The following is a 14,182-nucleotide window of genomic DNA, read 5'->3' as shown; positions in this document are numbered from 1 at the left end:
ACAAAGTTAGGTTTGTAATTTCAAACCCCTACATTTCACGCGAGTAATGCGTTTATAGTAGAACTTGTCGCACCCCAATTCATATCCACAATATCAGTAATGCGGAAATCATACACGCGTCCAATGACTTCCACTGGAACCGTATCACTCGCAACATAGTTACTGAGATCAAAGTTGGCATCCTGCTGGGCAAGCGAGTCGGAAGGAGCATTTTCAGCAAATGACCTGAAATGGATCGTATAGTCCCCCTCATCCACCCATACCGGTAAGTAGAATGTTGTCTCAATATCCCCTACCGGGATGCTAATCCAAGTATTCCTTGGATAAAAAGCGGACCTATCCGCACTATATAGATCAAACTCGAATCTCACTTGTTTTTCTTTTATGTATTTAGCAAAGTCACGGTTGCCATAACCTAAAATGTTGCGATGCTGCCCAGATGTCGGTATATGTATGGTGAATGGCCTGTCGAGAATAAACGCTCTACTATTGTAGTTTGGCCTAGTTTTCTGGTTATGTGCTGCGTCATCGGTTGCGTTGGCGTAATTTATTGTAGGAGTATGAACCGTTACTGGATTGAGACCATGGACGGAATACGTCTTGTCGGCACCACCTTTAATATTGTTCGGAATCAGTTCGTAAAAGATAGAGCCTGTACTAGGTGTATTTGCCTTATTCAAAAGCGTACTTCGTATCATATAGTTCCTACCATACAACACATTACGATGAATCGTAGTTGGAGATGGAATAATACCAGGCACCGGAGCCGCCCGATCAACCCAATTATTGCTCATAATTGTACTTCCATTAAAAACAACATGGTCATTTTTTACTTTATTCTCTCCTACATGCGATTCTGCTGTAGATGTAAATAAGGAGGTTTCATTAGGCACAGATGGCTCAGAATCTCCACCAGGAACCGTTTCTACCCCTAAGTCTTGACCTTTACAAGCAAATGGCTGTACATGATCATTAACACGCTCACTATGATCCGAGTTAACATTAGGTGCTGTATAGCCAGTTGGATTCAATGTAACGGACTCATTTGGCAGAGCGTAGTTGTTGATAGTTGTTCTAGCTAATTTGTAAACTTCTAGATTATCAATTTGCCAATAGGAATAGCTTCGTTTAACTGTGATATTTTCCGTTATAGGAACTTCCCGTTGTCTAGGGACCGGAGGGATAGGAGGTGTTGTTTTCGTGCCTGGCTTGCCCGGAATCGTCCATGTTAAAATATATTTTTTCTTCACTGGAACCGTATACGTTACTTCCCCCGTCATATTGGCCCACTTGTTCTGGAACAAGTAGTTCAGTCCAAATACATTTACAAATAATGATTCGGAAGTTGGAATTCCATCTAGCACATTGAACTTTTCTGAATCTCTATCGTCTGCCTTAATCATCCCTGTTGCAATCGGGTCCATAACCGTATGAGCTGTTACAGCGTCTTTTCTAGGGGTACCGATACTTACCGTACAAACACCCGTACTTCCGTTTCCTCCACCTGGATTGCCACCGCCTGGTGTACCTGGGTCTGGATTGGTGCAAGAAGTGCCTGTCCCTACTTGTATAGTAGCATCGTCGGCTTCATCCAAAGCTTGACTCGTGTCATTGAAATGAGCAGTGATGGTCGCCTGTCCTGTGGAGGCAACAGCTGTAACTACGCCTGAAGAATTTACACGAACGATACTGTCATCCGAGCTTCTCCAAGTTAATTTGTCATGACGCTGTAAATCATATGTACTTCCATCTACTTTTGTTAGTTTCGCAGTAAGTTGTGTCGTGCTTGAAGGAGCAACACAAGAAGAACCAGATATTTCTAATCTGGAAGTGCCATCAGCAAAGGTTGCTCGTAGGATTTTGTCTTTGTAAGTAAATGTGTATGCATTAAAGTCCACAAAGAATTTAGAAAAATACCAAACTTGCTTAGCCCCCGCTGCTTCCCAATATTTCCGATAATCATCATTGTTAAAAGTCTGGGTAAAATATATTGTTATGTTTGAAAGATTATTAACTTTTGCAACTTCTCCACCTACAGTATCAACATCTGCAAGTCCATAACCACCATGAACATCAGGAATTTTTGTGGTAGGATCTGTAATAATATTAGCTGCTGTGATTTCCTTCTTAGATATTGCCCCATCTTTTATCCATAAATTATCTATCGGACTTGACTTATCATTTACAAAGAAACCTTTCGTACGTGGAATATCTGCTTCTAAATAAGGATCTGTGCATCCAGGGTATTTAGGAAGACTATTCCCTTGATAACTCTGACCACTATCAGGATTTTCATCTTCTCGTGGAACGTTACTATCGCATCCAATACTATCCGTTTTTGATACACGTCCTCCTCCAGCTTTCCAATGTTTCCCGTACCAATTAGCAGAAGAGGCTATTGACCATCTATCCCAATAGTAGACACCTCCATAGTTAAAATTACGCTCGGATAATATGTTTAATTTATTTCCTTCTAATTTATCATTTACTTCCCATTCTAATCTCCCAGGTTTAAAATCCTTAACATTACGTATTGATTTTCCTGTTTTCTTATCAATCCATTCTAATTTATTAATTACTTTTTTCTCTGGTGCTTTAACCTTAAGTGTCTTCACCTCTAGAGAAGATGCATCAGAAAATAATATCCCCCCATACACATAGTCGTCAGAATCTGTAACAAGGTCATACGGTATATCTTCTGTGATATTAGTGGCATAAACTGTGTTATTTAAAACGATCGATAAAAAGACCTGTAGTGCGAAGTTCATTATAATCACCAAAGAAATGCAGATTCTTACCCTCATTCTATCACTCCTCACTTAATGAGTACTGATGTTGATAAGACATTGCTATATATAGGAGCACCAATAGAAATAGTTTCTACTTCAATTTGAATTTCGCCCTTTGTACTAAATTTATTCTTGGGAATCACAAGCCCATTGATTTGTCTAGATTGATCTTTTGATTCTAGTAATGCAGGCTGATTAAAGTTATTTATATCAGGTTTTCCATTATATCCTCTTATTCCAAGTGCAAGTTCATTAAAAGGATATCTTTTAGGATCTTTGTTTACTAGTATGCTAGATTGTAGTAGGACGATGTATGCGTCCATATCATCACCTAACACTTTTGTCTTAGCACCTATCCTCCAAAGTAATTTATCTTTGCTCGGGAGCAATTTTCTATTTGGATCCTTAGGGTCATTCCAATCGATTGCAATTAATGAATCAACTTGACCAACAATATTACCGTTAGGCGAAGCAACCCTAAGCTTAGAAATTTTCCAAGAGCGTATACCGGAATAAATATTTTTATTATCCGGCCCATTAAAAATCTCAGAAGCCACCGTAAAAATATTAGTCTTGTGCCAAAATACTTCAGCCGCTGCAACTGCATATTTGTCAGCGGGAAGCTTCTCACCGTTCTTCACCTTTAGCATTCTTTCAATGACAGAGATCGCTTGAGCACGAGTTGTAGCTCCATTAGGAGAAATCTCCCCTGGACTTGTCCCGGAAATAATCCCGTTCTTCGCAGCAAGGTACATCCATTGATTCTCTTCCACCTTAGTTACACTTCCAAGAGCCCTTACAGCCACCTTTGCCATTTCTTCACGCGTTAATGGCTTATTCCAATCCGCATCTGCAAAGTCGCCCGTTGCAAAAATCCCCGATGACTTGGCAGCATCTACATACTTCACATACCACGAATCACTCAAGGAAGATCCAACTGGAAGATTCAAAGCAGAAACCGCCATTTTCACAAACTCTGCACGAGTCACCTTATGATTAGGTAGAAACTTTCCGCTAGGATACCCAGTTACATAACCTCTCTTTACCGCCTCATATATGGCCCCTTCTGCCCAATGCCCAGCTGTATCTGTAAATTTTTTGTTATTATCCGACATTGTCGCTTTCCCTTGATTTGCAGTTAGTTGGTGTTCGGCAGCAGAAACCGAATCAGCAGACATCAAACTTACTGGTACACTACCACCTATAACTACGGTCAGCGCCGTAATTGCAGCGAGCGATCGCTTGTTCATCATAAATAAATCCTCCTCATCGACGTTCGATTAATTATCAATTCAATGCAATTTCTTGATACTTGACATATGAAACTTAGGATATGAAACAGGGATACAATGCGAGTAAGATGTGCATGGAAACAGAAACATTGCTACTGGAAAGCGTGTACTCATATCGAGAACGTACACTTGCATGTAAGGAGTAGAACAAAAGAAGTAATTCTTAGAAGACTGATTGAAGAAGCGGAAAAGGGAATATATAGGCGATTAATATTATATCGGCTCACATGAACCGAGACTTAAGTCCTATAGAACAAAAACAGCCGGACGCCCCTATAGAAGGTTAACGTCCGACTGCCTGCCGTCCACTTGTATCAATTTATTTACATTATACGCTCCACTCCATTATTTACAAGACAAAAATTAACAGTTTCACTTAAACCCGCACCTCAATACGCTTAGCTACACTTGATATCGTAAAATTAATAACAAAGTAGAATAAAGCAGCCAGCAAATAGATCGGGATGACATAGTTGAAGTTTTGCCCACTCACCACTTTTGCACTGTGCATCAGCTCCGGTAGTGAAATAATAACAGTCAATGAAGTATCTTTAATAAGAGAAATAAACTGCCCTACAATAGGCGGCACCATACGCCGCAGCGCTTGTGGAAGAGAGATAAAGCGAAGCGTCTGAATATAAGATAAGCCACTGGATCGTGCCGCTTCAATCTGCCCTTTATCTATCGACAACAATCCTGCTCGCACAATTTCTGATATCATCGCCGCTTCAAATATCGTCAAAGCCACGATAGCCGAGGTAAACACACTCATTTTAATTCCTACCTCTGGCAAGGCGAAATACACAAAGAAAATAATAAGCAGCAAGGGCAAGTTGCGGATTGTTTCCACACACACAGCAATGATTTGAGAAAGGACAGGAATACGAGCATATCGTATAATAGCGAGCAGACAAGCTAGAATAAAGCTCAGTACAATCGCTGCTGCAGCAACTGCTATCGAGACACCTAATCCCTGCAGCAAGTACATCACATTGTCATATGAATAAGCCCCTATAAAATCCATCTCTAACCTCCTTCCCTAGCCAGCTCGCGCCATTCGCCGCTCCAACGCCCGAACAGCAAAGCTGGTTGGAATGGTTAACAGCAAATAAAACACACCGACTAGTAGGTACACATTAAACGTATCAAACGTGTCCGAATTAATCTGATCACCAAAGTACATCAAATCTGCACCTGCATATACGCCTAAAATAGCGGAGTTTTTAATCAAATTAAGAAACTGATTACCAAGCGGTGGAATCACTATTTTAATGGCCTGAGGCAGGACAATAAATCGCATCGCTTGTAAGTAGGATAAGCCCGAACTCCTTGCAGCTTCGATTTGCCCTTTCGGAATAGACTGAATACCTGCACGTATCGCATCTGCTATATAAGCTGCCGTATAAATGGTAAGTCCTATGCCCCCAGCAACAAATCCACTTAGTCCGAGGAAAGCCAGACCATGATAAAAGATAGCCACAACAAGCAGCAAAGGAATATTGCGGATAAACTCTACGTAGGCCGTTCCTATCCAGCGCAGCGGTCGGATCGAGGCAATCCGCATTACCGCGATTACCGTACCTAGAACAAAGCTGCCGATTAGCGCAAAAATGCTAATGGTTAGTGTATTTAGAAATCCCTCTATATATCGATCTCCATGATCAATGAGCAAGGAAATCATCTGACCGTCTCCTTCCTTGGCTTCATTTATAGAGCAAACACTCTACTTAGTAGGCGGCTTCTGTCCCATCCATTGTTCATACAGCTTGTCATACTCACCATTCGCCTTCATTTCTTTGATCAAATCATTAATGAGCTTCACAAGCTGCTCATCCCCTTTGCGTACGGCTATCCCATACGGTTCGTCTGTAAAGTTTCCGCCTACCATTTCAAAGTTAGCATCCTGCTGCATCATACCGAACAAAATCGCATTGTCTGTCGTTAACGCTTCCCCTTTACCTGACTTCAGCGCCGTAAAAGCCTCCTGATAATTTTCGAATTCCAGCACTTCTGCGTCAGGCGCCTTTTCTTTAACGTTTTTGGCAGAGGTCGAGCCTTTAACCGCGAGCACCTTCACCCCTGATTTCAAATCTTCAATGGAACGTACCGAGCTGCCTTTTTTCACAAGCAATGATTGTCCTGCTTCAAAATACACGTCCGTAAAATCCACCTGCTGCTTGCGCTCCTCTGTAATGGTCATCGTCGCAATAATCGCATCGATATCTCCATTTTTCAGCATTGGAATTCTCGTCTTCGACGTGACTTCCTTCAACTCCAGCTTAGTTTCATCACCAAGCAGCTTTTTCGCGATTGCCTTTGCGATATCCACATCAAATCCACGCACTTCTCCACTGCCTGGATCTTTCAACCCGAACAAATTCGTATCGAATTTTACACCAATGACCAACTTATCTTTCTCCTTGGCCGTCTCTACGGCTGACTTGTTCGTACTCCCCCCACCACATGCAGTAAGGAAAAACAATAATCCGACACAAGCAACAACCATTAAGCTTTTCCATTTGAATGTACCCTTCTTGTACATACAATCCCCCCTGGATATGTTCGATTAATGATGCAGCAAACGGCTGAGAAATACGCGTGCACGTTCTTCTTTAGGCTGTACAAAAAAATCGGCTGCCGCTGCTTCCTCTACAATTTGTCCTTGGTCCATAAATACAATTCGATCCGCAACCTCACGGGCAAACCCCATCTCATGAGAGACGACAACCATCGTCATACCTTCTTTTGCAAGCGATCTCATAACATCCAGCACCTCACCAATCATTTCAGGATCCAGCGCAGAGGTGGGCTCATCAAACAACATGATAGCTGGATTCATAGCCAACCCTCGAGCAATCGCTACTCGCTGCTGCTGCCCGCCAGACAGTTGAGCAGGATACGCATCTGCTTTATCCGCGATACCTACTCTCTCCAAATAAGCAAGGGCTCTTTTCTTTGCTTCATGCTCCGGCAAACCAAGCACACGAATCGGAGCTAATGTAATATTGTCAACAACCTTCATATGCGGGTACAAATTAAAATGCTGGAATACGATGCCGATATGTTTACGAAAATGATTAAGCGGGAGTTTACTGTCGTGGACTTGGTAACCGTTAACGATTAGTTGACCTGATGAAATTTCTTCTAGGCGATTGATACAGCGGAGAAGTGTACTCTTGCCTGAACCGGATGGCCCGATAACAACGACTACCTCCCCCATCTCAATGTGGAGATTAATATCTTTTAGAACATGAAAGGAACCATAGTGTTTATTCACCTGCTCAAAGCCGATCAATAAGATTCACCTGCCTTCACTCAAGATATAGACACAGAGCACTATTACTATGTGTATGGGCGTGTCCTTAATTTATTAACACAAATCTCATGTAACAACGCAGGATATCAAAAAATACTCCTTACTAATACGTAATGCTGATCTGTTAAAAATAAAAAATCCACCAGGGAAACCCCCGATGGATTGATATGCTAAGCTAATTATAAGTTTAATCACATATTAAACATTCACTTGTACCGTATTATACAAGTTCCTTTACTTGCATATCCGGTGTCACTACTTCAAGTTCACCAAGTCCACGAATAATCTTCTTCGCAAACGTCTTCTCCGGCTTAAGCACGGATACCAGGTAATCAATTGCGAGTTGCGGATCAACCGTCTCCCCACATGTGTAACAATCAATAGCAGCAAATCCACGCTCTGGATAAGTGTGGATGGAAAGATGACTTTCCGACAACAAGACGAGCACTGTTGCTCCTTGTGGTTCAAATTGCTTGGATTGTACAGATAATACTGTAGCCCCACAAGCTTCAGCAGCTTCTACCAACTGAGTTTGGAGGTAATCAGCATTGTTGAGTAAATCAAAGTCTACCCCCCATGTGTCAACAGCAACGTGTCTTCCGAAAGTTGAATATTCCATCTTTCGTTTCCCCCTTCCTAGGAATAAAATGTTTTTTGAAACAATTTTCATCCGCTAGGACCTACGTCATTCACTTCCCGAGGGAATGCATCTCTCGCAACATACAATGTCCTGAGTGAATCCTGGTTCCTATATATGTTTTCAACGAGATTAAAAATAACATCTTGCGAACATTATTGCAAGCCCTTTTTTCAAGAAATCCCAAACTTCTTTATTTCCGAACTATTTTTCTTTGAGATTGCGTTATTATTCGGATGCCATAAAGCCGTATTCGTATTATAAACAAGAAAGACCGCCTCTATGTAGAGGCGGCTATTATGACTATCATGTAGGTGTATAATTCCACATTGCTTATGCTTCTAATACAAACAATTGATGTGATAATGTATGCAACTGCTGATCAATGGATGCAACCTGATCACCTGAATCTCGGTTACGTGCGTCCAACAGCTCGTTGATCTGTTCACGGATAGCAGCAATTTGCTGTTCCACAATATCTTGACCATACATTATCTGCAAGTCGCGAGCAAAGTCTTTCTGCTCGTATACGATCCGAGCTTGCTCACCCTGTTGCTCTACAATTTGGCACACCTTACCTTCAGTATATACATACTGCATCGTAAAGCCTGCAAAAATGCGGTTAACAACCGCCTCACCACGAAACTCCATCACAAGCTTATGCATGATCTGAGTTAACTTCGGGCGAAGTAAGCGACAAGACGTTACACAGACATACCGATTGCCTTGCTTCTCGAACAGGAATGTAATCGCATCACCTTGACCATCCTCAAGAACAACTTCTTGATTCCCGTTATCCATTACTTTAACACGCCAAACTAACGTTTGACTTGGTAATGAACTTAAAAATAAGGTTAACTGCGGCTCTGTCATCTGCATACGGGCTTTCACATATTCTGTGGCTAATCGCCTAGCCATACTTTATCTCCTCAATTCCTGAACCTTTGCTTACATTACCATTATACAACAGAGCAAAGCGAATTTCCTCTTGACGAGTCATTATTTTATTGAGGATTTGAGAAAAATCAGCTGGAAAACGGCATTCCGATGAAATAACCGCATGATTTCTTGTTTTCTAGCCGTTTCAACCTACGTTTCCGATGAATTATTATCTTCTTCTATATCTGCATCCATTTCTGGAAATGCATTTTGAGCAATAATGTCCCACAATTCTTCTCTACCCATTCCTGTCTCAGAAGAGAACATCACAATCGGTGTATTTGGCTTTATGCCCAACGTTGTTTTCACCTGCTTCAAATGCTTTGGCCACTGACTGCGTGGCAGCTTGTCCGCTTTCGTCGCTACAATACAAACAGGCAGATCAAAGTGAGTCAGCCAGTCATACATCATAACATCGTCTTTGGAAGGTGCATGACGGAGATCAATGACTTGCATAATAAGCTTCAGCGGCTCACGGTTTTGAATGTAAGCTTCAATCATGCGCCCCCAAGCAGCACGTTGTGTTTTCGATACTTTGGCAAAGCCATAGCCTGGTACATCGACGAAATAAAGCTCCTTATCGATATTAATGCGATAATAGTTCAACTGTTGCGTCTTACCTGGCTGCGAACTTGTGCGAGCCAAGTTTTTGCGCATAATAAGACGGTTGATCAACGAGGATTTCCCTACATTCGAGCGCCCAGCCAACGCGATTTCCGGCAGCCCATCCTCTGGATATTGATCAGGCCCTACCGCACTTATAATAAATTCTGCATTTTTAATTTTCATGTTGCGACACCATCCTTTATTCATACTGCATACGCAATAACGGACGCCCTATATCGGCGCCCGCTTCATTCGTCACCACTATTTGTTACCTACTCTACTGTCCTACATAAGCTGATTATCGAAAATAAAGACCTAGTCACGTCACTCATACGACTCCAGCACCTTTATTGATCGAGCAATGCATGCTCCAGCACTTCATCCATGTGACGGACAGGGACAAATACCAGCTCTTCGCGAACGCTTTCTGATATATCATCCAAGTCACGCACATTGTCATGAGGGAAAAGTACTTTTTGGATACCCGCTCGATGTGCAGCCAAGGACTTCTCTTTTAAGCCACCGATAGGAAGCACACGACCACGCAAAGTAATCTCACCCGTCATAGCAACATCCTTCGATACATACTTCTTCGTCAAAGCTGAAACGAGCGCCGTAGCCATAGCAATCCCTGCGGACGGTCCGTCCTTCGGAATAGCACCTTCAGGAACATGAATGTGTATATCCAATTTCTCATGGAAAGAAGGCTCTAATTCCCACACATCAGCTTTGGAACGGATGTAGCTAAATGCCGCTTGAGCAGATTCCTTCATCACATCACCCAGCTTACCGGTCAGAAGCAGCTTCCCTGTCCCAGGAACGACTGTTACCTCAATCGTTAGCGTATCACCGCCAACTTCCGTCCAAGCCAATCCCGTAACGATTCCAACCTGATGCTCCTGCTCGGATTGACCATACCTGTACCGAGGCACACCTAAAAACTCCTCTATATCAGATGAAGCAATTCGGACCGTCTCTTCGGATTTGGACACGATAATCTTAGCCGCTTTACGACAAAGCGCAGCTAAACGCTGTTCTAGCTGACGCACACCCGCTTCTCGCGTGTATTCGCGAATGAGACGACGAATAACATCGTCATCCAGCTGCAATTGCTCTTCTTGAAGTCCATGATCGCGCAATTGCTTCTCAAATAGATGACGCTTCGCGATCTCCAGCTTCTCTAATTCCGTATAACCGGACAGCGGTATGTATTCCATACGATCAAGCAGCGGACGTGGTATGTTATGAACGGCATTCGCTGTCGTCACGAACATAACTTGAGATAAGTCCACAGGCAGCTCAATGAAATGGTCGCTAAACGTATTGTTCTGCTCAGGATCAAGCACTTCCAACATGGCAGCGGAAGGATCCCCTCTCATGTCAGAGCCCATCTTATCGATTTCATCCAAGAGCACGACTGGATTCATCGATCCCGCTGTCTTCAACGCTTGAATAATACGCCCTGGCATCGCTCCTACATACGTACGGCGATGACCACGAATCTCAGCTTCGTCCCGCACACCGCCTAACGATATCCGTACGAATTTACGTCCAAGTGACTTAGCAATTGATCGCGCCAATGACGTTTTCCCTACACCAGGCGGACCAACCATACAAAGTATCGGACCTTTCAGCTGTTTAACGAGCTGTTGTACTGCAAGATACTCTAATACCCGCTCTTTTGGTTTTTCGAGGCCATAGTGATCCGCTTCTAATACAGACTCGGCCTTGTGCAAGTCCAGATCGTCCTCGGTACGAGTCCCCCATGGAATTTGCATAACCCAGTCAATGTAATTACGAACAACAGCACCTTCAGCTGAACTAGGAGGTATCTTCTCTAGTCGGTCAACTTCTTTGGCGAGCTTCTCAAGCACTTTTTCCGGAGCCCCTAGTGACTTAAGCTGCCCACGAAGCTCTTCCACTTCGCCTACACGGCCTTCTTTGTCACCCAACTCCTTCTGAATGGCTTTCATCTGCTCACGCAAGTAATATTCTTTCTGCGTCTTCTCGATCCGCTTCTTCACCTGCGAATGAATTTTGCGCTCCAGCTCCAGTACTTCACTTTCATTTTCCAACAGTTCAAGCAATGCTTCCAGCCGATCTCTAACATTGGAAAGCTCAAGTAAATACTGCTTATCTTTGAGCTTAAGCGGCAAATGACTCGCCACCATATCGGCAAATCTGCCAGGCTCCGTAATATCCGCAACTGTTGCTAACGTCTCAGCAGTTACTTTTTTGGATAAAGATACATAGCTTTCAAACTTAGCCAGCACCGAACGTCGGAATGCCTCTGTCTCATGCTCCGCTCCCGACTGCTCCTCAATAAGATTGACTTTCACTTCATAGAAGTCATCATTAGGTACATATTCAAGTATTTCCGCCCTCGTCAACCCTTCAACAAGTACCCGGATCGTGTTGTTAGGCAAACGAAGCATTTGACGAACAGTAGCTACAGTTCCTATCGGATAAATATCTTCCTGCGCAGGATCCTCTACGCTCACTTCGGATTGGGAGGACAAAAGCAGCATCTGGTCTTCAAGCATCGCTTGCTCGAGCGCTTTAACGGACTTATCACGCCCGACATCCAGATGAAGCACCATGCTTGGATAGACGAGTAGTCCTCGTAGAGGCAGAAGTGGAAGCTTTCGAACTTGTGCAAGTTTCGGCTCCATCGCATTGGCACCCCCATGATTGTCGTGTTAGATGTATATCCATTGTAACTTATCGAGCCCCAAAACACCAATTAGCACGTTGTAGAAGGGGGATTATCGCCATGCAAACCATCTGTTGATTCCGCATGAAATAATGGCACTGTTGAGCCGCCAGACCGCTCAAATGACTTCGGCAATTGAAGTGGATCATCCTGCATTTGGGCTGCAAATGTGTGCTTAAGTACCTCTTCAAAATATTCTACAGGGATAACTTGCAATCCATTTAAATCATTAAATATCTCCTGCCAATTCTCCTTAGGGATAATGACACGAGAAGCTCCAGCTTGAAATGCCGCTTCTACTTTGGCAAGGACGCCACCTACTGGCTTCACTCTTCCATGAACACTTATCTCACCGGTTAGTGCCAAACGATGGTCAATAGACCAGCCATTTATGGCCGAAGCAATCGCTACACCCATCGCTATACCAGCAGATGGACCATCGACTGGCGATCCCCCTGGGAAATTAATGTGCAAATCGTAGTTTTTCGTCTCATATCCACATGATCTTAGTACCGTCAGCACATTCTCAATGGAACCTTTAGCCATACTTTTACGACGTAGTGTACGAGCACCACCGCCATTTAATTCCTCTTCCTCAACAACGCCGGTAATCGTATATTTGCCATGTCCATTTTTAACCCGAATCGCAGATACTTCAAGCTCAAGCAAAGCCCCCATGTTAGGGCCGTACACCGCCAATCCGTTTACAAGCCCCACCTGTGGCGCTGTGCCTACTTTGCGATCAGGGCGTGGTGTCAGCTGACTACTGTTAATAACCCACTCTACATCAGCTGCCACTAAGGAAGAACGATGCTCAGACAGTGCTAACCCAACAGCCAACTGAATAATATTAACGGCTTCACGACCATTCGTTGCATACTTTTTCAACACATCAACAGCTTCAGGTGCAGGAGGAAAGCCAATTTTTTTCACAGCATGCTCAGCAATACTCTCAATTTCCTCAGGAAGAAGTGGCCTAAAAAAGATTTCCATGCAGCGCGAACGCAAAGCTGGCGATATGTCTTGCGGCGAACGCGTCGTTGCTCCGACGAGACGAAAATCAGCCGGCAAACCATTTTCAAAAATATCATGAATATGAGTTGGGATATTTGGATCTTCACTATGATAGTAAGCACTCTCTAAAAATACTTTTCGATCTTCCAACACCTTCAGCAGCTTGTTCATTTGAATCGGATGAAGCTCCCCAATTTCATCAATAAACAAGACGCCTCCATGTGCCTTCGTCACTGCACCAGGCTTGGGCTGTGGTATACCTGCCACACCCATCGCACCTGCTCCTTGGTAAATAGGATCATGAACAGATCCAATAAGCGGATCTGCAATACCCCGTTCATCAAAGCGAGCTGTAGTCGCATCGATTTCTGTAAATTTCGACTCAAACGTAAATGGAGAGGTCGGATTTTTCTTTGCTTCCTCCAAAATAACTCTAGCAGCCGCTGTCTTGCCAACCCCGGGAGGACCATAAATAATGACATGCTGCGGATTAGAACTGCATAGCGCAGCTTTCAGCGCACGCAAGCCGTCACGCTGACCGACAATGTCCTTCATGGAAGCAGGTCTTGTTTTCTCTGCTAGTGGCTTAGAAAGGGAAACCGATCGCATTTTGCGGAGTTTGTCCATCTCCTTGCGAGACTCTCGGTCAACAGCAGTACGGTTAGACTTCTGGCTCTTCAACAAATTCCAGAAGTATACTCCAATAATAATGGCGAAAAAAGCATTGATCAGCATTAATATCATGCTAAGATTCATCGTGTTACTCCTCCTTTAAATGCATGTCCGCAAGCTCTTTTGCAGCAATGAACAACCTCATTACCCATTTCACAGCACACAAAAAAATCCGGTGTAGTTCAATACTTGGTAGTATTGCCC

Annotated in this window: 11 protein-coding genes; all 11 read right to left on the bottom strand. The window is 43.4% G+C overall.

Annotation, left to right across the window (positions count from 1 at the left end):
- Window positions 1-35 precede the first annotated feature (35 nt).
- Window positions 36-2,804 carry a DUF5704 domain-containing protein gene (locus tag H580_RS23645; RefSeq protein WP_051217309.1) on the bottom strand — a complete coding sequence of 923 codons (2,769 nt, stop codon included), beginning with the start codon at window positions 2,802-2,804 and terminating at the stop codon, window positions 36-38.
- A gap of 11 nt (window positions 2,805-2,815) precedes the next feature.
- Window positions 2,816-4,042: an S-layer homology domain-containing protein gene (locus tag H580_RS0107190; RefSeq protein WP_028594173.1), complete on the bottom strand. Its 1,227-nt coding sequence runs from the start codon at window positions 4,040-4,042 to the stop codon at window positions 2,816-2,818.
- A 415-nt stretch (window positions 4,043-4,457) separates the two neighbouring features.
- Complete coding sequence (locus tag H580_RS0107185) at window positions 4,458-5,105, bottom strand: amino acid ABC transporter permease (protein ID WP_028594172.1); 648 nt, start codon at window positions 5,103-5,105, stop codon at window positions 4,458-4,460.
- Window positions 5,106-5,120: 15 nt separating this feature from the next.
- Complete coding sequence (locus H580_RS0107180) at window positions 5,121-5,762, bottom strand: amino acid ABC transporter permease (RefSeq protein WP_028594171.1); 642 nt, start codon at window positions 5,760-5,762, stop codon at window positions 5,121-5,123.
- 42 nt (window positions 5,763-5,804) lie between these two features.
- A complete protein-coding gene (locus tag H580_RS0107175) occupies window positions 5,805-6,623 on the bottom strand; it encodes a transporter substrate-binding domain-containing protein (protein WP_028594170.1) in 819 nt (272 codons plus the stop codon).
- Window positions 6,624-6,647: 24 nt separating this feature from the next.
- A complete protein-coding gene (locus H580_RS0107170) occupies window positions 6,648-7,376 on the bottom strand; it encodes an amino acid ABC transporter ATP-binding protein (protein ID WP_028594169.1) in 729 nt (242 codons plus the stop codon).
- Window positions 7,377-7,617: 241 nt separating this feature from the next.
- A complete protein-coding gene (gene speD, locus H580_RS0107165) occupies window positions 7,618-8,016 on the bottom strand; it encodes an adenosylmethionine decarboxylase (protein ID WP_028594168.1) in 399 nt (132 codons plus the stop codon).
- 351 nt (window positions 8,017-8,367) lie between these two features.
- The gene (locus H580_RS0107160) at window positions 8,368-8,952 is read right to left on the bottom strand and encodes a hypothetical protein (protein ID WP_028594167.1); all 585 of its coding nucleotides are present in this window, start codon (window positions 8,950-8,952) and stop codon (window positions 8,368-8,370) included.
- Window positions 8,953-9,123: 171 nt separating this feature from the next.
- On the bottom strand, window positions 9,124-9,762 hold the full coding sequence (gene yihA / locus H580_RS0107155; RefSeq protein ID WP_028594166.1) for a ribosome biogenesis GTP-binding protein YihA/YsxC: 639 nt from the start codon (window positions 9,760-9,762) through the stop codon (window positions 9,124-9,126).
- Between the two features lie 164 nt (window positions 9,763-9,926).
- A complete protein-coding gene (lon, locus tag H580_RS0107150; protein ID WP_028594165.1) occupies window positions 9,927-12,251 on the bottom strand; it encodes an endopeptidase La in 2,325 nt (774 codons plus the stop codon).
- A 71-nt stretch (window positions 12,252-12,322) separates the two neighbouring features.
- Window positions 12,323-14,062, bottom strand: coding sequence for an ATP-dependent protease LonB (gene lonB, locus H580_RS0107145; protein ID WP_028594164.1), 1,740 nt, complete (start codon window positions 14,060-14,062; stop codon window positions 12,323-12,325).
- Window positions 14,063-14,182 lie beyond the last annotated feature (120 nt).

The organism is Paenibacillus assamensis DSM 18201 (assembly GCF_000422445.1).
Taxonomy (GTDB): Bacteria; Bacillota; Bacilli; order Paenibacillales; family Paenibacillaceae; genus Paenibacillus_B; species Paenibacillus_B assamensis.
The sequence above is the reverse complement of the archived record's forward strand: the minus strand, read 5'-3'. Positions and strand labels throughout refer to the sequence as shown.

Coding starts and splice junctions, on each gene's coding strand:
- H580_RS23645 (WP_051217309.1), bottom strand. CDS start 2,804: ATGAGGGTAAGAATCTGCATTTCTTTGGTGATTATAATGAACTTCGCA.
- H580_RS0107190 (WP_028594173.1), bottom strand. CDS start 4,042: ATGATGAACAAGCGATCGCTCGCTGCAATTACGGCGCTGACCGTAGTT.
- H580_RS0107185 (WP_028594172.1), bottom strand. CDS start 5,105: ATGGATTTTATAGGGGCTTATTCATATGACAATGTGATGTACTTGCTG.
- H580_RS0107180 (WP_028594171.1), bottom strand. CDS start 5,762: ATGATTTCCTTGCTCATTGATCATGGAGATCGATATATAGAGGGATTT.
- H580_RS0107175 (WP_028594170.1), bottom strand. CDS start 6,623: ATGTACAAGAAGGGTACATTCAAATGGAAAAGCTTAATGGTTGTTGCT.
- speD (WP_028594168.1), bottom strand. CDS start 8,016: ATGGAATATTCAACTTTCGGAAGACACGTTGCTGTTGACACATGGGGG.
- H580_RS0107160 (WP_028594167.1), bottom strand. CDS start 8,952: ATGGCTAGGCGATTAGCCACAGAATATGTGAAAGCCCGTATGCAGATG.
- yihA (WP_028594166.1), bottom strand. CDS start 9,762: ATGAAAATTAAAAATGCAGAATTTATTATAAGTGCGGTAGGGCCTGAT.
- lon (WP_028594165.1), bottom strand. CDS start 12,251: ATGGAGCCGAAACTTGCACAAGTTCGAAAGCTTCCACTTCTGCCTCTA.
- lonB (WP_028594164.1), bottom strand. CDS start 14,062: ATGAATCTTAGCATGATATTAATGCTGATCAATGCTTTTTTCGCCATT.